Source organism: Brevundimonas sp. GW821-FHT02A10 (assembly GCF_059422025.1).
Genome location: NZ_JBWKWC010000005.1, coordinates 198,291 through 222,802, shown reverse-complemented (window position 1 = coordinate 222,802; position 24,512 = coordinate 198,291). Strand labels below are relative to the sequence as shown.

Below are 24,512 nucleotides of genomic sequence, written 5' to 3'. Positions count from 1 at the left end.
CAACCGCCTCGCAGGAGGAGGGGTTCCGTCCGCTTTCGGACGCAGGAACGTTCCGACTCTGAAGGGCTTAGGTTTTGATCCCCCACCCAAGACGAGAAGTTCGAATGTCCATCCTCGACAAGATTCTGGGCCGCGACGAAGACGCGCGGCGCGACACCCCCGCCAAGCCCGACATGATGATGGGCAAGGTGCTCGACACCCTGGCCGGTCTGGGCGGCAAGCCGATCGAGACCCTGTCGCCGCAGGAGGCGCGCCTGCAGCCGACCCCGACCGATGCTGTGAAGCAGATCCTGCGTGAGACCATCAAGGACGAGGACCCGACGCTGGGCATCCAGACCCGCGACATCACCATCGACGGCGCCGCGGGTCCTTTGCAGGCCCGGATCTACAGCCCCAACCTCGACAGCGACGATCTCAAGCCCCTGGTCGTCTATTTCCACGGCGGCGGCTTCGTCATCGCGGACCTTGACGTCTACGACGGCGGCCCGCGCGGGATCAGCCGCTTCGCCGACGTCGTCGTCCTGTCGGTCCATTACCGCCAGGCGCCCGAGAACAAATTTCCCGCCGCTCACGATGACGCCATCGCGGCGTACAAATGGGCTCTGGCCAACGCCCAGACCATCGGCGGCGATCCGCGCAAGGTCGCGGTGATGGGCGAAAGCGCCGGCGGCAACCTGGCCATCAACGTCTCCATCGCCGCCCGCGATCAGGGTTTGCAGGCCCCGGCGCATCAGGTGCTGGTCTATCCGCTGGTCGGCAATGACATGACGACCGAAAGCTATGTCGAGAACGCCGCCGCCAAGCCGCTGAACAAGCCGATGATGGAATGGTTCGTGAAGCACACCTTCAACGACCAGAGCGAAACCGCCGACCCGCGCATCAATGTGGTCGGCGCCGCCGACCTGCGCGGCCTGCCCTCCTCCACCGTCATCACCGCCGAGATCGATCCCTTACGCACCGAGGGCGAGACCCTCGCCGAGAAGCTGGAGGCGGCCGGCGTCGACGTCCGGGCCAAGACCTTCAGCGGCTCGACCCACGAGTTCTTCGGCATGGGTCTGGTGGTGCCTGATGCAGCGGCCGCACAAACCTTCGCCGCTCACGACCTGAAAAAGGCGTTCGGCACCGCGATCCTGCCGATCTGATCGCGCGTTACCCGAGCATCGGAGGCGGGGCTCGCCCCGTCTCCGCTTCTTCGAAAAAGCCCCTACAGGACATCGCCATGAGCCTCTTTTCGAAAATCTGGGACAAGATCACCGGCCACAAGCCCAAGGCCGCGCCTACGGCGCCCCAGACGTCGCCCATCCCGCCCAGCGCGGGAACCGCGCCCCAGCCCGCCCCGACACCAGCGCCCGCCGCGCCGGTCGACGTCGAGGCCGTGCTGGAGGATCTGGCCGCGCAAAAGGACGGTGGCGGCAACTGGCGCACCTCTATCGTCGACCTGCTCAAACTGCTGGACCTCGATTCCAGCCTCGAGGCGCGCAAGGAACTGGCCGAAGAGCTGAACGTCCACGCCGGGGCGCACGGCTCGGCCGAGCAGAACATCGCCCTGTCCAGGGCCGTCTGGGCCAAGCTCGCCGAGAACGGCGGCCAGGTCCCCGCGTCGCTCCGCGACTGATCTGAAACTCTCCCGACAGCGAAACGGCCGGCCCCGCGAGGGACCGGCCGCTTTTGCATCTGACCTGAAGATCAGGTCCCGGTGCCGAAGCCGTCCGGCCCGCCGGCGCCGGCTGAGCCCTCGCCGCCGGTCGCGGCCTCGCCCGGCTCCTGGGCCGGCTGGTTCGTGCCGCCCTGATCAGGGCGCTTCGTGCCGGCGTCGCCGTCCTGGGGCATGTCCTTGCCGGCGGCGGGATCCTGTGTGACGTCTGTCATGAAAGCCTCCTGTTCCTTGCGCCGCAGCGACACCGCGGCTCTTCAAAGAAGATCGCGTTCCGGTGCCCGGTGGCGAACGCAGGCCCCCCACGCCGCTCGCCTGGTCGGCCTCGCCCTGGTCGTCCCCAGACCTGTCCCCAAGACAAGACCTGCGGCGCCTTGACATTCTCCCTCGCCAAACAGAACAAAAAGGGAACATGATCCCTGACTTACCGTTCCCGATCTTATGCCGCAAACCTCCCCTCGCATCCTGGCTGCGTTGCGCGAGGAGATTGCGCGGCTGGAAGCCGGAGCGCGTGGGGACCGGTCCCATCTGCCGTTCGGTATCGAGAGCGTGGACCGTCGGCTGCCTGGCGGAGGTCTCGCCCTGGGCGCCCTGCATGAGTTCGCCGGCGGAGGCGACGGCGCCCTGCACGGATGCGCCCCCGCCCTGTTCGCCGCAGGCATCGCCGCGCGCACCCACGGTCAGGTGCTCTGGTGCGTGACGCGAAGCGATCTGTTCGCCCCCGCGCTCGAGCAGGCCGGCCTGTCCTCCAACCGCGTCATCTACGTCGAGGCCGAGGACGAGGCCTCGGTTCTGGCCTGTATGGAAGAAGGCCTGCGCCACCGGGGCCTGGGCTGTGTGGTGGGCGAGGTGTCTCGCCTGTCCATGACGGCGTCGCGGCGCCTGCAGCTGGCGGCCGAGAGCGCCGGGGTCACGGGTCTGGTCGTCCGCCGCTGGCGCAGGCCGGCCGAGGTCGCGGACTTCGGACAACCCACCGCGGCCCTGACCCGCTGGCGGATCACTCCGCTCCCGTCCGCCGCCCTGCCCGTGGCCGGCGTCGGCCGCGCCCGGTGGGCGGTGGAGCTGATCCGATGCAAGGGCGGCGACAGCGCCGATTTCGAACTGGACGCCTGTGATGACCAGGGTCGTCTCGCTCTACCTGCCGAACTGGCCGATCGATCGCGCGCGCCGTCGACTGGGCGACGACGCGCCGCCGCCTGACCGGCCGTTTGTGGTGATCGGCCGTGTCGGGCGACGACGCAGTGTCGTGGCCGCCAATGTCGCGGCCATGCGCCAACGCGTCTACGCCGGTATGGCGGCGACACAGGCGCGCGCCCTGATCGCCGGTCTGATCGTGCACGACGCCGACCCCGGACGGGACCTCGCCGACCTGGAACGGCTCGCGCTCTGGGCCCTGCGTCGCTATTCGCCCGTCGTCGCGGCCGATCCGCCTGACGGTCTGGTGCTTGACGTGTCCGGCGCCGCCCATCGTCACGGCGGCGACCAGGGCCTGGTCGACGATCTCGTCTCCCACTGCGCCGCCGTCGGCCTGACGGCATGCGCCGCCATGGCCGACACCTGGGGCGCCGCCCACGCGCTCGCCCGCCATGCGGCCCGCCCGACGCTGGTTCTTCCATGCGGTCATGGCGGACGGGCCTATGCGGCCTTGCCGCCCCGGGCGCTGCGGATCACCGATGATGTCGGCGCCGCCCTGGCCCGGTTGGGTATCGACACCATCGGCGAGATCGAAGCCATGCCGCGCGCCGCCCTGACGCTGCGGTTCGGTCCCGCGCTGTTGCGTCGCCTCGATCAGGCCGCCGGCCGCGGCGCCGAGCCGATCGAACCGGTCGAGGCGCCCGAACTGGTTCAGGTCCGTCGGGTCTTCGCCGAGCCCATCGGCGCGCCGGAGACCCTGGCCCGCTATACGGTCAAACTGGTCGAGGCCCTGTGCGCGGCGCTGGAGACGGACGGTGTGGGCGCGCGAACCCTGGACCTGCGGTTTCACCGGGTGGATCGCCGCATTGAGGTGATCCGCACGCGCCAGGCCCGGCCGGTGCGCGACATCCGCCGTCTGTCACGATTGCTTTGCGACAAGCTGGAGACCCTCGATCCGGGCCTGGGCGTCGAGGCCATGGTTCTGGCCGCGCCCGAGGTGGAGCCCCTGGGCTGGAAAAGCGCGGGCGGCGACCTGACGGCGCCCCCCCCGTACGACGTCGGCGACCTCGTCGATATCCTGGCCAACCGGATCGGCGCCGGACGGCTCTACCGCCTCGCTCCGGCCCAGAGCGATGTGCCTGAGCGCGGCGTGCGCCGCATCGCGGCCACCGCCGCTCCCGTTGCAGAGACCTGGCCGATCCGCTGGCCGAGACCCGGTCGCCTCCTGCCCCGCCCCGAGCCCATCGCAGCGGTCGCGCTGCTGCCCGATCAGCCGCCAGTGGCCTTCACCTGGCGCGGCCGCCGGCGTCGGGTCAGATGCGCCGACGGACCCGAGCGCATTTTCGGCGAATGGTGGCGGCGTGACGGAGAACTGGACGCCGTGCGCGACTATTTCCAGCTCGAGGACGAGACCGGCGAACGCTTCTGGGTGTTTCGGCGGGGCGACGGCGAGCGACCGGCCACCGGGGACCTCACCTGGTTCGTTCACGGGATTTTCGGATGACCGTGCCGGCTGATCTGCCCTTGTTTCCGGGGCTGGCTCCAGTTGCTCCGGAGGGCTTCGATTACAGACCCCGATTGATCTCGCCGGAAATGGAGGGAGACCTGATCGACCGCTTCGACTCGCTCGACTTCGAGCCGTTCGACTTCCGCGGTTTCAAGGCCAACCGCAGGGTCGTCGCCTTCGGCTCCCGCGTCAGTGACGGGTCCGAGGGTCTGTCACACCCTGACGGGCTTCCACCGTGGCTGATCCCTTTGCGCGACGCGGCGGCCGGGTTCGCGGGCCTCACGCCCGACGCCCTGTCCCGGGCGCTGATCATCGACTATCCGCCCAGCGCCGGCATCGGATGGCATCGCGACCGTCCTCACTACGACCAGATCGTGGGCGTCTCCCTCGGATCGGCGGCGCCCCTGAGGTTCAGGCGACCGACGACGTCGGGCTGGGAGCGCAGGACGGTGCGTCTCGAACCCCGGTCCGTCTATCGGCTGGCCGGGCCGGTCCGGGACGACTGGGAGCACAGCATTCCACCGGGCGAGACCCGGCGCTACGCGGTGACCTTCCGCAGTCTGCGTTGAGCCCGCGGCGCGGGGTTCAGAGGTCCGACTTCGCCGCCGACCGGATGGGCGTATAGGCCGTCGTGAACGCAGGGTCCCCAGCTGAAGGATCCGGCGTCAGATGGATATGGAGCTTCGCCGCCTCCACCGAGGCCTCCAGACCAAAGGCCTGTTCAGCCTCATAGAGGTCGTCCCGGTGCGGCTCCATCCAATCCCGCGCCCGCTTGACGGCCTTGGCCTTGGCCTGGGCGACGGTTTCCGCCACGACGAAGACATTGCGGTGACGTTCGACGAAGTCGGTCGCGTCATAGCCGCCGAGATTGACATAGAAGAGTTTGAGCGGCCCCTCCGCCGGCTCCGGCCGAAGCGAAACACGATAGCCGTCGGCGCGGTCGATCTCCGCCCAGCCGTCGATGTGCAGGCTGCCCGGCCGTCCCCACCATTGCGCTCTCAAGTTCGGATAGGTGGCTTCCAGCGCGGCCGCCACGACGAAACGGATGTCGTGGACCTCGATATTCGCGCCCGGATGCTCACCGCCGATATAGATCGCGAACAGTCTGGGCGTCATGCGGTCAGGGCCTTTCGGGGGATGGAGCGGATCATCCTATCGTCCCGAAGCGAGGACGCCAGCGCCGCCGCGACGGTGCGGCCCATTTCCCAGGCGCTGGTCAGGCCCTGGGCGAACGGCCGGCGCGACATCAGGAACGGCAGGCTGATGCAGAACAGACGCCCCGCCGCAAGGCCCGGCGCGGTCACCTGAAAGGCGTCGTCGACGGCCACGCCCGGGCCATCGGCGCCGTCGCGCACCACCCCCTGTTCCAGCAGCGACAGGAAGGGGAACTGCAGGGCGCCGAGCGCCTGCTGGCCGCGCGCCTCGATCAGCACCGGAAACTCCAGTTGACGCCCGGCGATCGACAGGCGCGCGCCGCCGCCGGGACGGTCGAGCGACAGCTCATAATCTTCCCCCAGCGCCAGCACCTCCAGAACGCCTGCGTCGTGAAGCGCCAGAAGACGCGCGATGGCTTCGTGGGGCACGGCGCCGTAGTTGTCGACGAAGACCGGTTTCAGATGGCGCTCGAACCGGCCGCGCTGGTCCGGCGGCAGATGCGGGACGATGCGCCCGAAGACCTCATGCAGCCGCAGGATGGCGTCCCGCCACGGCACCGTGGTCCGGCTCAGATGGTTACGGCGCGCCTCCTCGAGGTTGGCGCGGGCCCAGACAAACGGATCCTGCATCATCCTCGGCGCGAAATAGGCCTTGCTGAAGTCCTCCGGCGTCGCCTCGGCCAGTCCCATCTCCTCGACGTAGTCAGGGTCGGCCAGGACGAGCTCGCGTCGGAACAGGGCGAAGGCGGCGTCGAGCAGATCGCCCTCCTCGCGCGCGATCAGGGCGTCGATCGCCTCGGCCGTACAGACCTTCAAGGGCGCATGCGGCAGCGGAAAATAGAAGTCCGCCTCCGGCAGCAGTCCCTTGCGCGACATCAGGGTCAGATGCAGCCCGTCGCCGCCCGGGCGCGGCCGGTATTCCAGCGCCCTCTCCTCGCCGACGAATTCGCCGTATCGCAGGGCCAGGGCGACCGCGACATCCATGGCGGTCAGGGACGATCCCCGCACCCCCACCCGGGTCGCGGGAACGGCGTCCAGGGTGGAGACCGGCCAGGGGCTGGGCAGATAGCCGGGCCGAGCCCGCCACTGCGACGGCCATTGATGCCCCGTCGCCAGAACGACGTGGTCGAAGCGTGCGCTGGCCGTCGGCGTGCCCGGTCCCTGGCTGGAAATCTGCACCCCGCCATCGACGATGCGGACATCGGTGACCTGCGCTCCGGTCCGCACCATAACCGGCCAGCCGCGGCTCCGGGCGCGCTCGACCAGTGCGTCGAATTGATCGGCGTAGTAGTGGCCCAGAACCAGCCGCGGATAGAAGCGGCGGTCGTCCAGATCTTGCGGCGCGAGGCCCATCACGGCCAACCGGTCGACGGGTTGACGTTCGAGCCAGGCGATCAGGGTCTCGGTCACCGGCGGGATCTCGACACTGGCGATATTGGACAGCATGGCCGGCGTGTTCCGCTCCGGCGAATAGGGCGCGCCGGGGCCGGCGCGGCCCTGCGCCTCGAAAATCTCAAGTCTGAGAGGCGTATCGGCGTCCTCCAGCAACGCCGCCAGGGCGTAGACCGTGGAAGGACCCGCGCCGACGAAGGCGACGGCGGGGCTCATGGGCGCCCACGGTCACGCGCATCCCGATCGGCGGGGCTCACCAAGGCCGCGATGTCGGACGCGCGTCCGACGATGAGAATACGCAACAAGACGGTCTCCATTCGGTCTTCAAAAGTCCCCGAAGCCGATGCGGTTCCTAAGCCCGACGCCGGACACTGGCGCGAGGCGAAAGAGAACATTACAGGAACAGAGTGCATGAGACCCCGCGCTATGTCGAACTTCAGACGACCTCGCATTTTTCCTTTTTGCGGGGCGCGTCCAGCTGCGAGGAGCTGTTCAGCCAGGCCGCCGTCTGCGGAACTGAGGCGATGGCGGTCGTCGACCGCAATTCCGTCGCCGGGATCGTGCGCGCCTGGGAGGCGTCCAGGATCACCGGCGTGCGCCTGATCGTCGGCTGCCGCCTGGATCTCGCCGAGGGGACGAGCCTGCTCGTCTATCCCACGGACCGTCCCGCCTATGCCCGGCTGTGCCGGTTGCTGTCGCTGGGCAAGCGGCGCGGCGGCAAGGGCCGGTGCGTCCTGCGATGGGCGGATGTCGCGGACCATGCCGAGGGGTTGCTCGCCGTCCTCGTCCCGGATGAGGCGGACGCGCGTTGCGCGGGGGACCTGGAAACCCTCGGCGCTCTGTTCCCGGGACGCGCCTATCTGGCCCTGACCCTGCGCCGCCGGCCGGGCGACGCGCTGCGTCTGCACCGGCTGTCCCGCCTGGCCGCGAGGGCCGGGGTTCCCACGGTCGCGACCAACGACGTCCTGTTTCATCACCCCGATCGCAGGCTGTTGCAGGATGTCGTCACCTGTATCCGCCATGGCTGCACCATCGACGAACTCGGTTTTCGGCGCGAGCGGCACGCCGACCGCTATCTGAAGCCCGCCGCGGAGATGCATCGGCTGTTCAGGGACTATCCGGAGGCTCTGGCCCGGACGCTGGAGATCGCCGACCGATGCCGCTTCTCGCTGGATGCGCTCCGGTATCAGTACCCCGATGAGGTCTCGACCCCGGGCATGACGCCGCAGCAGACCCTGGCGCAACTGACCTGGGAGGGCGCCGCGCGACGATATCCCGAGGGCGTGCCGGACAGGGTGAGCGCCGCCCTCAGGCACGAGCTCGGGCTGATCGAACGGCTCGACTACGCCCCCTATTTCCTGACGGTGAACTCCATCGTCCGGTTCGCCCGAAGCCGCGACATCCTCTGCCAGGGCCGCGGCTCGGCGGCCAACTCCGCCGTCTGCTTCGTTCTGGGCATCACCCCCATCGATCCGGCCCGCAACGACCTGCTGTTCGAAAGGTTCGTCTCCGAGGAGCGGCGCGAGCCCCCCGATATCGACGTGGATTTCGAGCATGAGCGCCGCGAGATCGTGATGCAGTGGGTGTTTGACACCTATGGCCGCGACCACTCAGCCCTGTGTTCGACCGTCATCCGCTACCGCGCCAAGGGGGCCATCCGCGATGTCGGCAAGGCGCTGGGGCTGCCCGAAGACCTGACCAAGGCCCTCTCCTCCCAGGTCTGGTCCTGGTCCGAGGACGGGGTCGAGGCCAGACACGCCCAGGCGCTCAACCTGAACCTGGAGGACCGTCGCCTTCGCCTGACGCTGGACCTGGCCCGCCAGCTCCACGGCGCCCCGCGTCACCTCTCCCAGCACCCCGGCGGCTTCGTCCTGACGCGCGACCGGCTCGACGAACTCGTCCCGATCGAGCCGGCGGCGATGAAGGACCGTCAGGTCATCGAATGGGACAAGGACGACATCGACGCGCTGAGATTCATGAAGGTCGACTGCCTGGCCCTGGGCATGATGAGCTGTATGAAGCGCGGCCTGGACCTGCTGAAGGTCCACAAGGCCATCGACCTCGACCTGGCGACCATACCGGCCGAGGACCCGCGCACCTACGCCATGATCCGCCGCGCCGACACCCTGGGGGTCTTCCAGATCGAAAGCCGGGCCCAGATGGCCATGTTGCCCCGGATCAAGCCGCGCACCTTCTACGACTTGGTCATCCAGGTCGCCATCGTTCGCCCGGGCCCGATCCAGGGCGATATGGTCCATCCCTATCTGCGCCGCCGCGAGGGCCGCGAGCCGATCGACTATCCCAGGCCCGAGCTGGAGGCGGTGCTGGGCAAGACCCTGGGCGTGCCACTGTTCCAGGAACAGGCCATGCGCGTCGCCATCGACTGCGCCGGCTTCACCCCGTCCGAGGCCGATCAGCTTCGCCGAGCCATGGCGACCTTCAAATTCACCGGCGGAGTCAGCCATTTCCGGGACAAGCTGGTCAACGGCATGGTCGCCAGGGGCTATACGGAGGACTTCGCCGTCCGGACCTTCGGTCAGCTCGAAGGCTTCGGCTCCTACGGCTTCCCGGAAAGCCATGCCGCCTCCTTCGCCCTGATCGCCTATGCCTCGTCCTGGCTGAAATGCTGGCACCCGGACGTCTTCTGCGCCGCCCTGCTCAATGCCCAGCCCATGGGCTTCTACGCGCCCGCCCAGATCGTCCGTGACGCCCGCGAACACGGCGTCGAGATCCGCCCGCCCTGCGTCAACGCCTCACGCTGGGACTGCACCCTGGAGCCAACTGGAGCGCCGGACACCTGGGCCGTCCGGCTGGGTCTGCGCCTGATCCGGGGCCTGGCCAACGGCGACGCCGCCCGGCTCGTCGGCGCCCGGGCCGACCGGCCCTTCGTCTCGGTCGACGATCTCTGGCGGCGAACCGGGGCGCCCGCTTCAAGCCTCGTCCGGATCGCCGAGGCCGACGGCTTTCGGCCTGCCCTGGGACTGGCGCGTCGGGACGCGCTCTGGGCCATCAAGGCCTTGCGCGACGCCCCCCTGCCCCTGTTCGCCGCCGCCTCGGCGCGCGAAGAGGAGATCATCGCCGAGGTCGGTGAAGATCCGGTCCGCCTCAAACCCCTGAGCGAGGGTCATGAGGTGGTCGAAGACTATGGCCATCTGGGCCTGACCCTGCGCGACCATCCCCTCGCCTTTCTGCGCGCCGGTCTCGCCGTCGAGCGCTATGAGAGCTGCGCCTGGGCCGCGCAGGCGCGGGACCTGGCCTATGCCCGCATCGCCGGCCTCGTTCTCGTCCGGCAGAAACCCGGCTCGGCCAAGGGGGTGATGTTCATCACCCTGGAGGACGAGACCGGGGTAGCCAATCTGGTCATCTGGCCCAAACTCTATGAGGAGAACCGGGGCGTCATCCTCAGCGCCTCCCTGCTCGGCGTGCACGGCCGCATCCAGCGCGAGGGCGAGGTGGTTCACATCGTCGTCTACAAGCTGTTCGATCTCTCGGCGCGACTGACCACGATCAGCGGCCGGGACACGGACTTCCGCCTGACCACGGGACGCGGGGACGAGTTCGCTCACGGCGGCTCGCCCGATCAGCGCGACCTGCCGCCCCGGTCCGCATCGATCCACGCCTCCTCCGCCGGTTCTCTCGCGCCCGGCCCGTCGCCCGCCAACCCGCCACCCGCGAGCAAGCCACCCGCCGGTCCCTCACCGGCGGGAATGGGCGCCCGCGACATCTACATCCCCGATCTGCACATCGACACGCTCAGGCTCAAGCCGCGCGACTTCCGATGAGGCCCAGGCGCCGTGGAACCCCTCCGGCCGGCGCCGGTGAAAGCCTGAGGCCTTTCGACACCCAGGCGTTCACCGCCTTGATCAGAGATCGACCTTGGCGTTGTCGCCCATCTGGGGCGCCGCGCCGGTGACCGCGGCCGCCACCATCTTGGCGAGGGCGACGGCCTTGCCGGGACTGTCCCACAGCTCGCCGTTTTCAGGCGTCAGGGTGAGAACCCGGATCGTGGGATCCTCGGCGTCTTCCCACCAAGCTTCATCCGCCTTGGTAAAGAGCTCTTTGATCTTGCCACGATCATTGCTCAGCGCCGCCTGGCCCGAGATCAGGACGTATTTGTAGTTGGCGTTGTCCGCCCAGGCGCATGAGACCGTCGGGAAGCGATCGATCTGGCTGTTCTTCTCTCCGGCCTCATCGACGAGGAAATAGATCCGGTGTTCGTCCTTGCGGACACGCGCGGAGAGAGGCCGGCTGCGCTGGTCGGCGCCGTCCCAGGTGGTCAACATGCAGATGTCGATCTTGTCCGCGAGCTCCCAGATGCGCTCGCGCACCTCCTCGGGGGATTTGGGGTTGTCGTCCTGCCGCTCTTTCACGGGCCTCTCCTGTGCTTTGAGCCGGATCAACGCCGCCGCTCGCCGGACGTTGCCGCCCGAAGCCCCCTCCTGACGCCCGGATCGGAGCCGTGACGTCACGCCCCGGAGAGGCTCCGGACGCGGACCGCATCAAAGAGGTTGAGGGATCGACCAGAAAAACGACCAGGCCGCCCCGGTCAGACACCGGACGAGGACCTCCGGCGTTCTTACCGTCCAGTGTGAACCCTGTCGGAGGTTATGAATTTCCCCATCATGGAGACCCCCGAGGACTGTCTGAGTCTCGCCGAGGCCCTGGAGGCGCTCGCTTCAGATGAACCTGAAGCGTTCAGGCGCTCGGCTTACCGCCAGATGGCGGCCTTCTGGAGAGCGGCGGCGCGGCTCAAACCGCCTCCGGATCTTCAGCGATGACCGTCTCCAGGCGATGGTCGCCCTTGAAGATGTGACCGGCCCGCGCCGAGGCGTGCAATCGCATGAGGTCGCGCGCTTCCTGGACCGCCTCGCTCAGGGTGAGGGAGACCATTCGCTCCATATGCGGCACGGCGGAGGTGCGGGTTTCGATAAAACAGACGTAGGTCACGCGTCCACCGCTGCGCCAGCCGAAACGCCCGGCCTCCGCTGGCGATGGCGTCCGGCCGCACTCGCCTTGCCCCAGGCGACGGGACAGTGTCCGCTTCCGGACCTCAAGACGCAAGCGCCCCGTCAAGAACAACGCCGGCTGACGGAAGTTGGGGCCCAAGCGGAACTTCACGCGCACAAAGGCCCGCCGCGACTGGAACCGCGACGGGCCTCCGCTTCTCCCCAGAAGCCTGGAGCGGCATCCCAGACGCTCCAGTTCCTCAACCGAACCCTGCTCTTTGAGTTCCATGACCCGTGGCCTTTGTAGACCGGGCCGACCGCGACGACGAACACGCTCGACCCGGGAGCGAAGCCCTCAGGCGGCGGCTAGGTCGCACAACAGCGCTTCAAGGAAGGCGGGATCGTGGGGACGATCGTTCGCCACGTCCACGATGAGCCGGTCGGTGGACCAGCGCATCCCGGCAGCGCCTGCCACCCAGGCCTGGAGCGCACCCCGGCGATCGTCGGCGAAGCGGAACGCCGTCGCCCTGGGGCCGGTCGTCACCTCGGTCACGCCCGCCGCCGCCGCCAGGGCCGAGACCCGGCAGGCGTCGAAGAGGGTGAGGACGGCTTCGGGCAATGGCCCGAACCGGTCCTCGATCTCGTCCTGCAGAGCATCGACATCCGCCGCTTCCGTCAGGCGCGCGAGGCGGTTGTAGAGGTTGATGCGCACCGTCGGATCCGGAACGAACTCGGAAGGAATATGGCCTGTCGCGCCCAGGCTGAGCCGGGGCGGCTCCGGCACCCTCTCGCCTTTCGCTGCGCGCAGGGCGCGCGCCATGACGTCCTGGTAGAGCGCCGCGCCGATCAGACGCATATGGCCCGCCTGCTCTTCCCCGATCAGGTCCCCGGCGCCGCGCAGATCCAGATCGCGCGCACTGAGCGCGAAACCTGCGCCCAGCCGGTCCAGAGCTTCGAGGGTCTGGAGCCTGGCCAGGGTGGTCCCGGACAGCGGCGCGTCCGGATCCGAGAGCAGGTAGGCGAAGCCTTGTCGCCGCCCGCGCCCCACCCGTCCTCTCAGCTGGTGAAGCTGGGCCAGGCCGAAGCGATCCGGTCGCCAGGTGAGCATGGTGTTGGCGCGCGGGATGTCCAGGCCGTTTTCGATGAGGCTGGTGGCGAGCAGGACATCGCCGTCGCCGTCGGCGAAGCGCGCCATCGCCTCCTCCAGTTCGGAGGGCTTCAGCTTGCCGTGGGCGACCACGAGCCGAAGCTCGGGGACCAGTTCGGCGAGCTGCTCGGTCAGGGGTCCGAGATCCTCGATGCGCGGGGCGACGAAGAAGCTCTGGCCGCCGCGCCCGTGCTCGCGCATCAGCGCCAGGCGAACAGACGCCGGATCGAACGATGTGATGAAGGTTCGGACCGGCCGCCGACGCGCGGGCGGGCTGGCGATGATGCTGACGTCCTGAAGGCCGACCAGCGCCCCCTGCAGGGTTCGCGGGATCGGGGTGGCGGACAGGCTCAGAAGATGCGGGGCCCTCGACGCGAGGTCGGATTTCAGACGGGCGCCGAAGCGATGCTCTTCATCGATGACGACCAGCGCCAGATCAGAGAAGACCACCTCCTCCGAAGCGAGGGCCTGGGTTCCTATGACGATCCTTATCGACCCGTCCGCCAGCCCGGCCCTGATGCGCGCCGCCTCCCCTGCATCGGTCGCTCTCGACAGGTGGCCGACCTGGACATCGATCGCGGCCATTCGCCTGCGAAACCCCTCGAAATGCTGCCGCGCCAGGATGGTCGTTGGCGCGACCACCATCACCTGCCGTCCGGTCGCGGCGACGGCGGCCGCCGCCCGCAGGGCCACCTCCGTCTTGCCGAAGCCGACATCGCCACACACCAGCCGGTTCATCGGCCGGCCCGCGGCCAGATCCGACAGCACCGCCGCGATGGCGCCGGCCTGATCCGCTGACTCCGGAAAGGCGAAGCCGGCTGCGAACCTCGCCATGACCGCCGAGGACGGCGCCACGGGGTCGGTCGTCTGACGGGCGCGCGCCTCCGCGAGGGCGGCCAACGCCTCGGCCGCGGCGTCGATCTCGCGACTGACGTCCGCCCGCCGCGTGCGCCACGCCGGCGTGTTCAACCGGTCCAGGGTCACAGCGGCGGCCTCGGAACCATAGCGCCAGATGCGCCCGAAATCCTCGATCGGCGCGAGGATGGAGGCGCCGCCGTGATACTCAAGGCGCAAGACATCGCGCTCGGCCTCGCCGGCCTGGACCCGTTCAAGCGCCGTCAGCACGCCCAGACCGTGGTCCTCATGAATGACCACATCCCCGAGGCGCAGCTCGGTCTCGCCGAACGCGTCCGGAACCTGGTCCGCCCGCTGGGCCAGACGTCCCCCGAGAATGTCGGCGCAGGTCAGCATCACAAGCCTGTCTGCGTCCGCGACGAAGCCGCTCTCGATATCGGCGACCAGCAGTGCACAAGCGTCAGCCTTGAGCCGATCCCGGTTCGCCCAGGCCTCCAGACGCTCGACGGGATCGACGCCCACGCGCTTCAGGGTGCGGCCGACCACCTTCAGCTCATGCGGCAACCCCGTGACGACGATGCGATATCCGGCCCCTCGCCGTTCAGCCAGAAAGCGCTTCAGGGCCTGGCCCGGAGATTTCGAGGCGGCGAACCGGGGCGCCGGCGCGATGTCGTCGAGGTCCAGACCGATCGCCTTCGTCAGGAGATCGGCGGTTTGCTCCCGTGGCGCATAGATCCGATCCTCGCTCCAGAGCCGTGATCCCTCCGTGAACTGCAGCCGGGTCTCGAAGGCGTCGGCGATCTGGCTCCGAAACGCCTGCATGTTCTCGTCCGCCCCGGGCTCGGCGAAGACGGTCAGGTGGGCCGGCAGATAGTCGGTCAGGGCCGCAACATCGGGGCTGTCCGTCGGGCCTTCGGCGTCCGTCATGGTGTTCGAGGCGGCGAGAGCGGTCTGAAGGGGCTCGGCGGCCGCGAAGATCACGACCCGCTCCAGCTCGTCATCGGTGCGCTGGCTGACCGGGTCGTAGCGCCGGATCTGGTCGATGCGTCCCTCGGGATCGAGACTGACCCGCACCGGTCGGGCGGCGTCCGCCGGAAAGATGTCGATCACGGCGCCGAGGATCGCGACCTCGCCGGCCTCGTCGACGCGTTCGTCGGCGATATAGCCGGCCTGCTGGAGGAAGGCCTCCAAGGCGTCCCGATCCAGATCATCGCCCCGTGCGATTTCGCGGCGAAGGCCCGCATCGTGCGGCGCCGGTGTCCGCTGAACGAGCGCTTCGGGAGAGGTGACGAGGATCCAGGCGCGGTCGGTCTGGTCCGTCAGCCGCGCGAGAACCGCCATCCGCCGCCCCATGCTCTCGCGGGAGGGCGGAGCGCGATCATAGGGAAGATTGTCCCACGGCGGCAGAACCAGCACCTCCCGATCATCGGCGAGGGCCGCCAGGGCGTGCGCAACCTCATCAGCGCGCCGCTCGGTCGCGGCGATGAAGAGCACGGGTTCGGCGGCCCGGGGCAGAGCGTCGATCAGTCTCGCCGCTAGGGCGGACGGCGGGATCCGCCTCGGGGCCACGGCCTCCAGGGCAGGCGCGCCGCCGGAACCCAGGTGGTGCTGGCCGACGGCGGCTGAAGGGGAAGCTGGTGTCATTGAGATCCTCGTCTGTGCCGAACTCGACCGCGACCGTCAGGTTCAGCTTCGCCGCAAGGATTTCTGTGACATCGACGACGGGATGGGAGGTGGAGCGCCCCCACAGGACAAACAGTCCAGGGCAGACCTGCCCCATGCCAGCTTCAGGTGCCCCGTCGTTGTAGCGCAAGGCGTCGCGCTCCGCCCCGGGGGCGCGAACCGCCCGGGCCTTCCCTCTTCGGGATCATCCGCCCGGCTGGGGGGTTCTATCGCCTCCGCAAGAAAGAACGATAATGAAACTGATCCTGAAAGAGCTGGCCAAGAAGATGCGCGACATCGACTTCACCATGCTGACGACGCGCAGCCAGAGCGGCGCCCTGGCGTCCCGCCCCATGAGCAACAATCGCGAAGTCGATTACGACGGCGACAGCTGGTTCTTCACGACCGAAGACACGGACATGGTTTCCGACATCCAAGCCGATCCTGTCGTGGGCCTGACCCTGTCGGGGGACAAGGGCCTTCTGGGCAAGCCGGGGATCTTCATCGCCGTCGAGGCGCGCGCGGAGCTGATCCGCGACAAGGCCCTGTTCGAGGTTCACTGGACCAAGGGTCTGGATCGCTGGTTCCCGCAGGGCGTGGACACCCCCGGCCTGGTCCTGATCAAGGCCCATGCCTCGCGCCTCTCCTATTGGGATGGCGAGGATCAGGGCGAACTGTCGTTGTAACCTGACGCCGCAGGCGAGCTCCGTGTCTCGCCTGCGGACAGGGGTTCAGCGCCCAGAGCCAGGCGCCCGGCCTTGGCCTCGGCCTCGGTCGTCGCGGTTCATCTGTCCCCATGCGAGCCTGTGCGCGCCGATGTTCACGCCCCTCACACTGGGCTGTAGTCGCGTGGCGGCCGGATGCGCCGGTACCGCGCCTCGACAAAGGCGAAAAGGCCGAAGGCGACCAGCCCCAAGGCGGTCAGCGCCAACATGATCCAGCCGCCGGGCTGGGCCTCCAGGGCGTCGAGAGAGGAGCCGAAGCTTCCCACCTCCGCCGCGCTCGCCCGCCAGCCCGCGAGCAAGACCAGCAGCGCCAGCGGCATATAGGCGAAGCCGCGCGCGATATAGCCGGCGCGGGCCACCATCGTCAGCGGACCGCAGAGCCGGTCCGAACAGACCAGGGCCTCGCCGAAGTCGGCGCTGAAGCCCTTGATGATGTTGCCCGCCCCGACCGAAAGGATCACGGCTCCCGCCCCCATCAACAGCAGATCGCCGAACGGCAGGGCCAGCAGGATCTCGGCCTTGCGCCGGTTTTCCTCCACATCCTCCAGCGCCATCTTCGGCCCCACCTCGTCGAGGAGTTCGAAGACACCCGCCGCGAGCAGACCGTAGAAGACACCGCTGGCCGCCTGGCCCGCCCGCAGCAGCAGCGCCTTGGGCGTCCGTCCCTCCCGATCGGCGTCGAACACGGACTGGAGCACCCTCCAGCCGACGAAGGCCCACAGCCCGAGGCCCAGGGCGATCAGCCAGACGCGACCGAACGGCTGTTCGGCGAGCCAGAAGACCGCGCCCCGGCTCCCCACCGCGTGGCCCGTCCGATCGAGCGCCGCCGCGAGTGTGAGAAGCCCCACCGAAACATAGACGAAGCCCCGGGCGCCATAGCCGAGACGGGCGGCATACTCGATGAGCGTGTCGAGGGAGAGCCCGCCCCGGGCGCGCTTCCAGCCCAGGAGACCGCGCCGCCGTCCCTTCAGACGATCAATGCCCTGGATCGCCCAGACTGTGATATCCATCCATTGTCCCCATTCCCGCTCGCCCGTCCGCGAGACCATCCGCCGTCGACCCCCTCGAGGCCGTTCGGGGCGACCGCCCCGCGGCCGAAGCCGCAAAGGGCCGCCCGCGAAACGGCGGACGGCCCTTCGATACGCGACCGATCGGTCAGTCGGTCGCCTTGTGCACCGCGTCCTTGGCCTTGCCGACGGTTTCCTTGGCCGCGCCGGCCGCGCGATCGCCCAGGCCCTCGGCGACCATCTTGTCGTTGCCGATGGCCTTGCCGATGCCTTCCTTGGCTTCGCCTACATGCTTCTGGGTCGCGCCCTCGATGCCTTCCTTGCTCATGATCCTGATCTCCTCTGCGCCATGCCGGCGCCGGCGACCGCCACGATCGGCGATCACAGGCGGAAAGCCCGCGCGCCCTCGAAGTTCCTGCCGACCCTGAGCGCCGACCGAACCGCCTTGAGGAACCGAAAGGGTCGCCGGCGATTGCCGGATCGGGGCGCCCGCGCCTGTTCACCCGCCGTACCCCGGGACCGCCTTGAGGATTGCGACCTTCAACATCAACGGCGTGAACGGGCGGCTCGCCAATCTCATCGCCTGGCTAAAGGCGGAGCAACCGGATATCGTCTGTCTGCAGGAACTGAAGGCGACCGACCGCCAGTTTCCGGACGCGGCGATCCGCGCCTGCGGCTACGACGCCGTGTGGCAGGGAGAGCCGCGCTGGAACGGGGTCGCCATCCTGTCGCGGATCGGCGCCCCGATCGTCACGCGCCGCAGGCTTCCCGGCGATCCTTCGGATGGCCAGAGCCGCTATCTGGAGGCCGCGGTCCAGGGCGTGCTCATCGGCGGCCTCTATCTGCCCAACGGCAATCCCTTTCCGGGCCCGAAGTTCGCCTACAAGCTCGCCTGGCTGGACAGACTGATCGATCATGCCGCAGGGCTCGTCGGCCTCGACGCCCCGGTGGTCCTGTGTGGCGACTACAATGTCGTCCCCACCGAAGCCGACATCTATGACAGCCGCTCCTGGAGGACCAACGCCCTCCTCCAGCCCGGGAGCCGCGCCGGCTTCGCACGGCTGCTCGAACAGGGATGGACGGACGGCCTGAGCGAACGGTTTCCAGAGACGCCGCCCTGGACCTTCTGGCCCTATCTCCGCCAGGCGTGGGCGCGCGACGCGGGTATGAGGGTCGATCATCTGCTGCTCAATCCCCCGGCGGCGGGCCGCTTGACCGACGCCGGCGTGGACGCCCGGGTTCGCGGAGAAGAGGGGGCGAGCGACCATGCCCCCGTCTGGATCGAACTGACCTGAGGAGACCTCGCCGGAGCCCTCTCTCGACGACCTCGACTCCGACGTCAGATCACGCCCTGGATCAGCCCGAGCGTCTTCGCCTCCTGGGCCTCCAGGTACCAGTTCTCCGGCGCTCGGCGGAGCACCTCGTCCATCGTCACCTGGGATCCGAAGATGAGGTTTTCGAAGCCTTCGTTCTGGATGGCGATGGAGTGTTCGATCTCGTGCAGGGTCGCCTTGACCGAGGCCACGCAGGTGGTGAGCGGCCCGTTGATCTCCAGGGTCTTGCACAGTTTGCGCTCGTGGATCATCAGCCGGGCGCCCCGCGTCAGATAGCGGTTCTGACGGGCGAAGAAGCTCATGAAGGTCGCTCCCGCCGAATAGATGGCGGCCTTGCCGAGAAACACCACGCGCCGGTCGGGCATGGCGTCACTGTGGAAACGGACATCCTCCCCCATCATGCGCGCCACCTCCGGATCGCCCCCGAGGGTGCAGAGTTCGATCACGACCAGTCCGGTGCTCGGAGCCCGGTCGAACTGCTCGCGGAACCGGTCGTACATGGCGTAGTCGACCGGTCCGGCCAGGGCGATGCGGGGCGTGAGAAAGTCTGTTGCGGTCAGTTCGGTCATGGCGTGAAATCAGCTCGGGCCCGGCGAAGCGCCGCACCGGCGGCAAGGTTCCAGAGAATCCGTCACTTCACAGATCCGGCCCCCGGCAGCCTTCAGCGCTTACAGGACAAGGCGGGAAGGCGGCGGTCCGGCCATAACGGAGGAAGCTCCCCGGACCGCCGATCACCCGGGCGGGGCACGCCAGACGACGGACCCCAAACCCCGTGCGGGTCCAGCGGTTCCCGTGTCGGCTTTCAGATGCCGCGAGATCGAATCTCGCAGCACAGACCCACCGACCGGCGGGCAGCGTCGATCCCGAAGGCGGAGCCCGATGCGGCTCAGGTCTTCAGAGGGCGTCAAGCTCGGCGGGCGAGAGTCTTTCGAAGCCGCGCAGCACGGCCTTCAGACCCTCTTCCCCGACCAGGGCGATGGCCTCCGGGAGGGTGACCCATCGACGCTCGCGCTGCTCCCGTTCGGGCCAGTCGCCCAGCTCGATGGAGACACGCAGTGCAAAGACCTCCATCCGCATCCGTCGGACCTGGCCCCCGCGCCCCGTCTTGACGGTGTCGAAGGCGCCGATCGGCGCCGGGTGGATCACGCCGTGGACACCGGCCTCCTCCACCGCTTCCTGGGCGGCGGCTTCCCAGTCCGTCTTGCCGGCCATTTGATGGCCCTTGGGCAGGATCCAGCGCCGCGTTTCGCGCGACGTCACCAACAGGATGAAGACACCCGCCTCGCGGCGCTGCCAGCAAAGTGCGGCGACCTGGGAGATCATGGAAAGAGCGGCGGCCATGACGTTCGCAAAAGCTTGATCCGCCCGGGCGAGACGGCAAACTGTGACAGTTGCTCAGCCAACTGACGAATTTAGCATAATGCGTCAAGCGTTCGCCTGGTGCGGCTTCACCGGCCTCTCCCGGTCGCCTTGCCCGCGGCGAGGATCGGGCGTCGCGTTTACAGCTTGACCACCTCCAGGGCGTCCGCCGCGGCCAGACGTTCAGCGAGCACCGCCCGGTGACACCCCGAATGGTCGGCCTCGAAGCACAACAGGGCGACGCGGCGCTCTGCCGCCAGGGCCCTCAGCCTTGCGAACTCCGCCTCGGCTTCCGGGTCCTGCAGATGCTCATGGAAGATGGCGCGCATGCCGGAGATGTCGCCGCGGCGCGCCGCCTCCCGTCCCGGCTTCGGCGTCCCCAGGCGCCTCAGATGGAGATAGGCGATCCCCTCCCCTTCGAGGCTTGCTGCCAGGAGCGTCTTGGAGAACCCGGCCCGCCGCGACGCCGCGACGGCGCGGACATCGACCAGCAGCTCAACCTGCGCCTCTTTGAGGCGCGCGATCACGTCCGCCTGGGTCGCGCCCTCATAGCCGATCGTGAAGACCTGCCGCGTCACGGTTTGATCTTCGCCTCCCCGGGCGGCGACTTGAAGGTCTTGCCCACCTCGCCCGCATCCGGACCGTCGGGACCGGCCCGACGCGCCGCCTCGCGCCCGGTCGCGATCACATCCTTTTCGGGTGTCGCGGGATCGGGCTTGCCGCCCGGCGCGGCGCCGTTCGCCTTGCGCCCCTCGGACTGTTTGTCATCCATCTCGGCCTCCTGGGTTGTGCTCTCCTAGCGAACCGCCGCCTCTCGGGTTCCGCCCCGCGCCGGCGTGGAGGAGCCCGAACCGGAACCGTTTCCGAGCGTCGCCGTTGTGGAGGCCCAAGTTCGGGGCCCAACGATCGGGAGCGTCGCGTGTCGCCATATTATTGCATCGTCAACCTGCCGGGCGTGCCCGCGCGGGAAATCGCGGTCCTCGCGGTTCGGGACGAGGCCTCGGCCGGGGAGGATCTCGTGCGTTTCGCCGAGCGCTGGCCGGGGTATGAGACGATCGCCCTCTACAGCGGCGAACGCGCGATCGCGGTGCTCGCCAATCCGGCCCTGGGTTTTCCGGCCGACCGGCTGTGCGACTTGCCGGAGGCGGCCTGAGGCCAGGCCCGAAGCCGGTTGAAACCGGGTCTCACCGCAGCGGTCGGCTGAGCCAGGCGGACCCCGCCTCGACGAACCGCCATGGCGTCTCGACGCCGACAGACACTCCGACCCGCCGCCCCGAGACCGTCAGGGGCTGCGCGACGGGCGCGAGGAGCTGGAACGGCAAGTCCCAAACGGGCGCGCCGGTAAAATCCCCGGTAATCGCCAGCGCCTGACAGAGCCGTCCCGGCCCGGCGCAGAGCGCGTGAACCGCGGGGGTCCCGCGCCGGCTCATCATCGCCTCCAGGCCCAGGGTCGGCTCGAGCGCCCGGATCAGCACGGCGCTGCCGGGCCGCCCGGCGTCACAGGTGATGTTGAAGCACCAGTGCAAACCGTAGATCCGATAGACATAGGCTCGCCCTGCAGGCCCGAACATCGCGGCGTTGCGCCGCGTGGGCCCTCGAAAACTGTGGGATGCGGGATCCTCGACATCATAGGCTTCGGTCTCCACGATCCGCCCCCCGACGCCCTCGACCGTCAGGGTGCAACCGATCAAGGCCGCAGCGAGCCGGGGCGACGGTTGATCGAAGACGGTCCGATCCAGGCTCACACCCTGACCCGCCCCCCCGGCGTCCGCCTTCATCCGGACGCCGCATCCGCGGACAGCGACGCGCGGCCGAGCGCCGAAACGACCCGATCGTAGAGATCAAGCGCTTCCCGGTCCGACTGTCCGTCAAGCCAGGCCGTGTTTGTCAGATCATGCAGCCGATCCATGACTGGCCCGCAGTCCCGACCGCCGATCAGCCGTTCGTCCCAGGTCCATCCGACGATGGCGGCAAGCGTGCGCAAGGTTTCCAGGGGCGACATCGGACTGCCCGGCAGCCGCGACGCGGCGACGATCTCGCGCATCTCCCGAAGCGCGCGCCGGCAGCCCTCCGCATCGCTTGCCGCAGTCATAGTCCCCCTCCAGACCCGCGGTCGGCCGCCCTCCGGCGCAGCGCCGTCGAGGCTTTCCCGAACCCGGAGACATCGCTTCCTCCGCGGCAAATGACGGCTGAATGACAGACCATGAAGACCTCCTGACCGGCGTCTTTACGTCTGCGCCTTCGACGCGGTTCCGGCGGATCGTCCGGCCGGCCCTCCCCTGTCCGATCTCGGACAGAGGAACCGCAGCGCGGACCGCAGGTTGAAGGGGGCGCACGGCTCCACGCCCCGCGCCCCCTTCCTCACGCCCGATCGGAACGTCTCATGGCCAAAGCCCCCTCCAAGCCCGCCGCCAAGGCCGCGGCCACGCCTGCTTCCCGGAAGGCCCCGGCGCGGACCAAGTCAGGATCCGCTTCCGCGGAGGCCCTGCCGGGCGCAGCCGGAGAGCTGCATCAGACCGCATCTGCGCCCGACCAGCGGCTGACCACGAACCACGGCGTCCCGATCAGCGATGACCAGAACACGCTCTCGGCCGGGCCGCGCGGTCCTCACCTGCTGGAAGACTTCATCCTGCGCGAGAAGATCCAGCATTTCGATCACGAACGGATCCCGGAGCGCATCGTCCACGCGCGCGGCTCCGCGGCCCACGGGTTCTTCGAACTGACCGAAAGCCTCGCCGACTATACGACCGCGAAAATCCTGACCGAGGTCGGCAAACAGACCGAGGTCTTCACCCGCTTCTCCACCGTCGCCGGTGGGGCCGGTTCGGTCGATACGCCACGCGACGTCCGCGGCTTCGCGGTGAAGATGTACACGGTGGAGGGCAACTGGGACCTCGTCGGCAACAACATCCCTGTCTTCTTCATCCAGGATGCGATCAAGTTTCCCGACCTGATCCATTCGGTGAAGATGGAGGCCGACCGGGGCTATCCGCAGGCGGCCTCGGCCCACGACACCTTCTGGGATTTCATCGGCCTGACGCCGGAGAGCACCCATATGATCATGTGGGCGATGTCGGACCGCGCCATCCCGCGCTCCTACAGGATGATCGAGGGCTTCGGCGTGCATACCTTCCGGCTCGTCAACGCCGACGGCCAGGCGACCCTGGTCAAGTTCCACTGGCGACCGAAGCTCGGAACCCAGTCGACCTGCTGGGACGAGGCCGTCAAGATCGCCGGCGCCGATCCCGACTATCACCGTCGCGATCTCTTCGACGCGATCGACAACGGCGACTTCCCCGAGTGGGAATTCGGCGTCCAGCTCCTGACGCAGGAAGAGGCTGATGCTCTGCCGTTCGACGTGCTGGATGCAACCAAGCTCATCCCGGAGGAGCTTCATCCGATCCGGGTCGTCGGCCGCATGGTCCTGAACCGCAATCCCGACAACTTCTTCGCCGAGACCGAACAGGTCGCCTTCCTGCCGACCAACATCCCGCCGGGCATCGACTTCTCGGAAGATCCCCTGCTCCAGGGCCGACTGTTCTCCTATCAGGACACCCAGCTGTCGCGGCTGGGCACCGTCAACTTCCATCAGATCCCGATCAATCAGCCGAAGGGCTGCCCGTTCCAGAACATGCAGCGTGACGGTCAGATGCAGATGGCCGTCCCCAAGGGCCGCGCCAACTACGAACCCAACAGCCTGGCCGAGGCCGGCGAGGACGGCGGGCCGCGCGAAGATCCCAAGGGCGGTTTCCGCAGCTTCCAGGCTCCGGTCGAGGGCGCCAAGGTCCGCATCCGGGCCGAGACCTTCGCCGATCACTACAGCCAGGCGCGGCTGTTCTTCCGCTCCCAGACGGAGATCGAACAGGCGCACCTGGCCAGCGCCATCGTCTTCGAACTCTCGAAGGTGACGCTGGAGCATGTCCGTCTGCGGGTTCTGGCGAACCTGCGCAATGTCGACGACAGCCTGGCCCAGCGGGTCGCCGACGGACTGGCCATGGACCTGCCCGAGCCGGCGAAGGCCGCCGCCGAGCCTTTCGAGATGGAGGCCAGCCCGGCGCTGCGGATCGTCGGCAAATATCCGGAGACCCTGAAAGGCCGTCTGGTGGGGGTGCTGGTGACCGACGGCGCCGACGGCGCCCAGGTCTCCCAGGTGACCACCGCCGTCGAAGCGGCCGGAGCCCAGGTCCATCTCATCGCCCCCAAGGTCGGCGGGGTCGTTCTCAAGGACGGATCGAAGCTGGCTGTCGACCGCCAGCTGGCGGGTTCGCCGTCGGTCCTCTTCGACGCCGTGGCCCTGGTCCTGTCCGAAGACGGTTGCGCGATGCTGCTGGGCGAGGGGGCGGCCGTCGATTTCGTGCGCGACGCCTTCGGTCATCTCAAGGCCATCGGTCATACGGCCAAGGCCCAGCCCCTGCTCGATAAGGCCGGTGTCACGCCGGACGACCGCATCGTCGCCCTGAAGGGTCCGGCCAAGGCCTTCACCGCGGCGGCCGCCGGCCGGCAATGGGACCGCGAGCCCTCCGTCCGCATCCTGGCCTGAGGCCGGGGCGGATCTGCCATGACCGCTCGCCACCCGCCGCGCGATGACCGCTCGCGCAAGAGGGCGGGCTCCAGGGAGCCGAACGCCATGATGGAC

The 24,512-nt window shown here is 68.6% G+C and carries 24 protein-coding genes; 10 read left to right on the top strand and 14 right to left on the bottom strand.

The genetic code is table 11. From position 1 onward, the window contains the following. Window positions 1-104 precede the first annotated feature (104 nt). Together AC07U0_RS14890 and AC07U0_RS14885 are read left to right on the top strand one after the other, a co-directional pair. Window positions 105-1,142 (top strand): alpha/beta hydrolase, encoded by a 1,038-nt coding sequence (locus tag AC07U0_RS14890; RefSeq protein WP_494720772.1) that lies wholly within the window; start codon window positions 105-107, stop codon window positions 1,140-1,142. 77 nt (window positions 1,143-1,219) lie between these two features. Then, window positions 1,220-1,615: a DUF3597 domain-containing protein gene (locus AC07U0_RS14885; RefSeq protein WP_492947695.1), complete on the top strand. Its 396-nt coding sequence runs from the start codon at window positions 1,220-1,222 to the stop codon at window positions 1,613-1,615. 71 nt (window positions 1,616-1,686) lie between these two features. Here AC07U0_RS14885 and AC07U0_RS14880 read toward each other — a convergent pair whose 3' ends face one another. Further along, window positions 1,687-1,869, bottom strand: a complete 183-nt coding sequence (locus AC07U0_RS14880) for a hypothetical protein (RefSeq protein ID WP_494720771.1) — start codon at window positions 1,867-1,869, stop codon at window positions 1,687-1,689. Between the two features lie 226 nt (window positions 1,870-2,095). Here AC07U0_RS14880 and AC07U0_RS14875 point away from each other — a divergent pair, with 226 nt between their 5' ends. From AC07U0_RS14875 to AC07U0_RS14865, 3 genes are read left to right on the top strand one after another with little or no spacing between them, the layout of a single operon-like run. Then, complete coding sequence (locus AC07U0_RS14875) at window positions 2,096-2,854, top strand: ImuA family protein (protein WP_494720770.1); 759 nt, start codon at window positions 2,096-2,098, stop codon at window positions 2,852-2,854. Then, window positions 2,769-4,292, top strand: coding sequence for a Y-family DNA polymerase (locus AC07U0_RS14870; RefSeq protein ID WP_494720769.1), 1,524 nt, complete (start codon window positions 2,769-2,771; stop codon window positions 4,290-4,292). The genes AC07U0_RS14875 and AC07U0_RS14870 overlap by 86 nt, the downstream gene beginning before the upstream one ends. After that, window positions 4,289-4,864: an alpha-ketoglutarate-dependent dioxygenase AlkB gene (locus AC07U0_RS14865; RefSeq protein WP_494720768.1), complete on the top strand. Its 576-nt coding sequence runs from the start codon at window positions 4,289-4,291 to the stop codon at window positions 4,862-4,864. The genes AC07U0_RS14870 and AC07U0_RS14865 overlap by 4 nt, the downstream gene beginning before the upstream one ends. A 16-nt stretch (window positions 4,865-4,880) precedes the next feature. Here the strand turns inward: AC07U0_RS14865 and AC07U0_RS14860 are convergent, their stop codons facing one another. Together AC07U0_RS14860 and AC07U0_RS14855 are read right to left on the bottom strand one after the other, a co-directional pair. Then, window positions 4,881-5,411, bottom strand: coding sequence for a DUF1543 domain-containing protein (locus AC07U0_RS14860; protein WP_494720767.1), 531 nt, complete (start codon window positions 5,409-5,411; stop codon window positions 4,881-4,883). After that, on the bottom strand, window positions 5,408-7,057 hold the full coding sequence (locus AC07U0_RS14855) for an FAD/NAD(P)-binding protein (protein ID WP_494720766.1): 1,650 nt from the start codon (window positions 7,055-7,057) through the stop codon (window positions 5,408-5,410). The genes AC07U0_RS14860 and AC07U0_RS14855 overlap by 4 nt, the downstream gene beginning before the upstream one ends. A 191-nt stretch (window positions 7,058-7,248) precedes the next feature. Between AC07U0_RS14855 and AC07U0_RS14850 the strand changes: the two genes are divergently transcribed. After that, entirely contained in the window at window positions 7,249-10,623 is a 3,375-nt protein-coding gene (locus tag AC07U0_RS14850; protein ID WP_494720765.1) for an error-prone DNA polymerase, read from the top strand. An 81-nt stretch (window positions 10,624-10,704) separates the two neighbouring features. Here the strand turns inward: AC07U0_RS14850 and AC07U0_RS14845 are convergent, their stop codons facing one another. From AC07U0_RS14845 to AC07U0_RS14835, 3 genes are all read right to left on the bottom strand, one after another. Further along, on the bottom strand, window positions 10,705-11,211 hold the full coding sequence (locus AC07U0_RS14845) for a pyridoxamine 5'-phosphate oxidase family protein (RefSeq protein ID WP_492947687.1): 507 nt from the start codon (window positions 11,209-11,211) through the stop codon (window positions 10,705-10,707). Between the two features lie 379 nt (window positions 11,212-11,590). Further along, a complete protein-coding gene (locus AC07U0_RS14840; RefSeq protein ID WP_494720764.1) occupies window positions 11,591-12,076 on the bottom strand; it encodes a hypothetical protein in 486 nt (161 codons plus the stop codon). A gap of 66 nt (window positions 12,077-12,142) precedes the next feature. Then, the gene (locus AC07U0_RS14835) at window positions 12,143-15,433 is read right to left on the bottom strand and encodes a DEAD/DEAH box helicase (protein WP_494720763.1); all 3,291 of its coding nucleotides are present in this window, start codon (window positions 15,431-15,433) and stop codon (window positions 12,143-12,145) included. Between the two features lie 272 nt (window positions 15,434-15,705). Between AC07U0_RS14835 and AC07U0_RS14830 the strand changes: the two genes are divergently transcribed. Further along, window positions 15,706-16,137, top strand: a complete 432-nt coding sequence (locus tag AC07U0_RS14830; RefSeq protein ID WP_492947684.1) for a pyridoxamine 5'-phosphate oxidase family protein — start codon at window positions 15,706-15,708, stop codon at window positions 16,135-16,137. A 143-nt stretch (window positions 16,138-16,280) separates the two neighbouring features. On the opposite strand, the gene AC07U0_RS14825 is transcribed toward AC07U0_RS14830, so the two are convergent. Both AC07U0_RS14825 and AC07U0_RS14820 read right to left on the bottom strand, forming a co-directional pair. Beyond that, the gene (locus AC07U0_RS14825; protein WP_494720762.1) at window positions 16,281-17,186 is read right to left on the bottom strand and encodes a DUF1206 domain-containing protein; all 906 of its coding nucleotides are present in this window, start codon (window positions 17,184-17,186) and stop codon (window positions 16,281-16,283) included. Between the two features lie 145 nt (window positions 17,187-17,331). Further along, entirely contained in the window at window positions 17,332-17,511 is a 180-nt protein-coding gene (locus tag AC07U0_RS14820) for a CsbD family protein (protein ID WP_494720761.1), read from the bottom strand. A 196-nt stretch (window positions 17,512-17,707) separates the two neighbouring features. Between AC07U0_RS14820 and AC07U0_RS14815 the strand changes: the two genes are divergently transcribed. Continuing rightward, window positions 17,708-18,478: an exodeoxyribonuclease III gene (locus AC07U0_RS14815; RefSeq protein WP_494720760.1), complete on the top strand. Its 771-nt coding sequence runs from the start codon at window positions 17,708-17,710 to the stop codon at window positions 18,476-18,478. 44 nt (window positions 18,479-18,522) lie between these two features. Here the strand turns inward: AC07U0_RS14815 and AC07U0_RS14810 are convergent, their stop codons facing one another. The 4 genes from AC07U0_RS14810 to AC07U0_RS14795 form a co-directional block, all read right to left on the bottom strand. Continuing rightward, complete coding sequence (locus AC07U0_RS14810) at window positions 18,523-19,086, bottom strand: peptidase S14 (RefSeq protein WP_492947680.1); 564 nt, start codon at window positions 19,084-19,086, stop codon at window positions 18,523-18,525. Between the two features lie 325 nt (window positions 19,087-19,411). Continuing rightward, complete coding sequence (locus AC07U0_RS14805; RefSeq protein WP_492947679.1) at window positions 19,412-19,858, bottom strand: NUDIX hydrolase; 447 nt, start codon at window positions 19,856-19,858, stop codon at window positions 19,412-19,414. 158 nt (window positions 19,859-20,016) lie between these two features. Then, entirely contained in the window at window positions 20,017-20,454 is a 438-nt protein-coding gene (locus AC07U0_RS14800) for a DUF488 domain-containing protein (protein ID WP_492947678.1), read from the bottom strand. Then, complete coding sequence (locus AC07U0_RS14795) at window positions 20,451-20,648, bottom strand: hypothetical protein (RefSeq protein ID WP_492947677.1); 198 nt, start codon at window positions 20,646-20,648, stop codon at window positions 20,451-20,453. The genes AC07U0_RS14800 and AC07U0_RS14795 overlap by 4 nt, the downstream gene beginning before the upstream one ends. A gap of 147 nt (window positions 20,649-20,795) precedes the next feature. Between AC07U0_RS14795 and AC07U0_RS14790 the strand changes: the two genes are divergently transcribed. Next, a complete protein-coding gene (locus tag AC07U0_RS14790; protein ID WP_492947676.1) occupies window positions 20,796-21,029 on the top strand; it encodes a hypothetical protein in 234 nt (77 codons plus the stop codon). A gap of 31 nt (window positions 21,030-21,060) precedes the next feature. On the opposite strand, the gene AC07U0_RS14785 is transcribed toward AC07U0_RS14790, so the two are convergent. Together AC07U0_RS14785 and AC07U0_RS14780 are read right to left on the bottom strand one after the other, a co-directional pair. Beyond that, window positions 21,061-21,654: a DNA-3-methyladenine glycosylase gene (locus AC07U0_RS14785; protein WP_494720759.1), complete on the bottom strand. Its 594-nt coding sequence runs from the start codon at window positions 21,652-21,654 to the stop codon at window positions 21,061-21,063. Further along, window positions 21,651-21,968 carry a hypothetical protein gene (locus AC07U0_RS14780; protein ID WP_494720758.1) on the bottom strand — a complete coding sequence of 106 codons (318 nt, stop codon included), beginning with the start codon at window positions 21,966-21,968 and terminating at the stop codon, window positions 21,651-21,653. Before AC07U0_RS14780 ends, AC07U0_RS14785 begins: the two co-directional genes overlap by 4 nt. Before the next feature lie 291 nt (window positions 21,969-22,259). On the opposite strand from AC07U0_RS14780, the gene AC07U0_RS14775 reads away from it, so the two are divergent. Beyond that, on the top strand, window positions 22,260-24,416 hold the full coding sequence (locus AC07U0_RS14775; protein ID WP_494720757.1) for a catalase: 2,157 nt from the start codon (window positions 22,260-22,262) through the stop codon (window positions 24,414-24,416). Window positions 24,417-24,512: the final 96 nt, after the last annotated feature.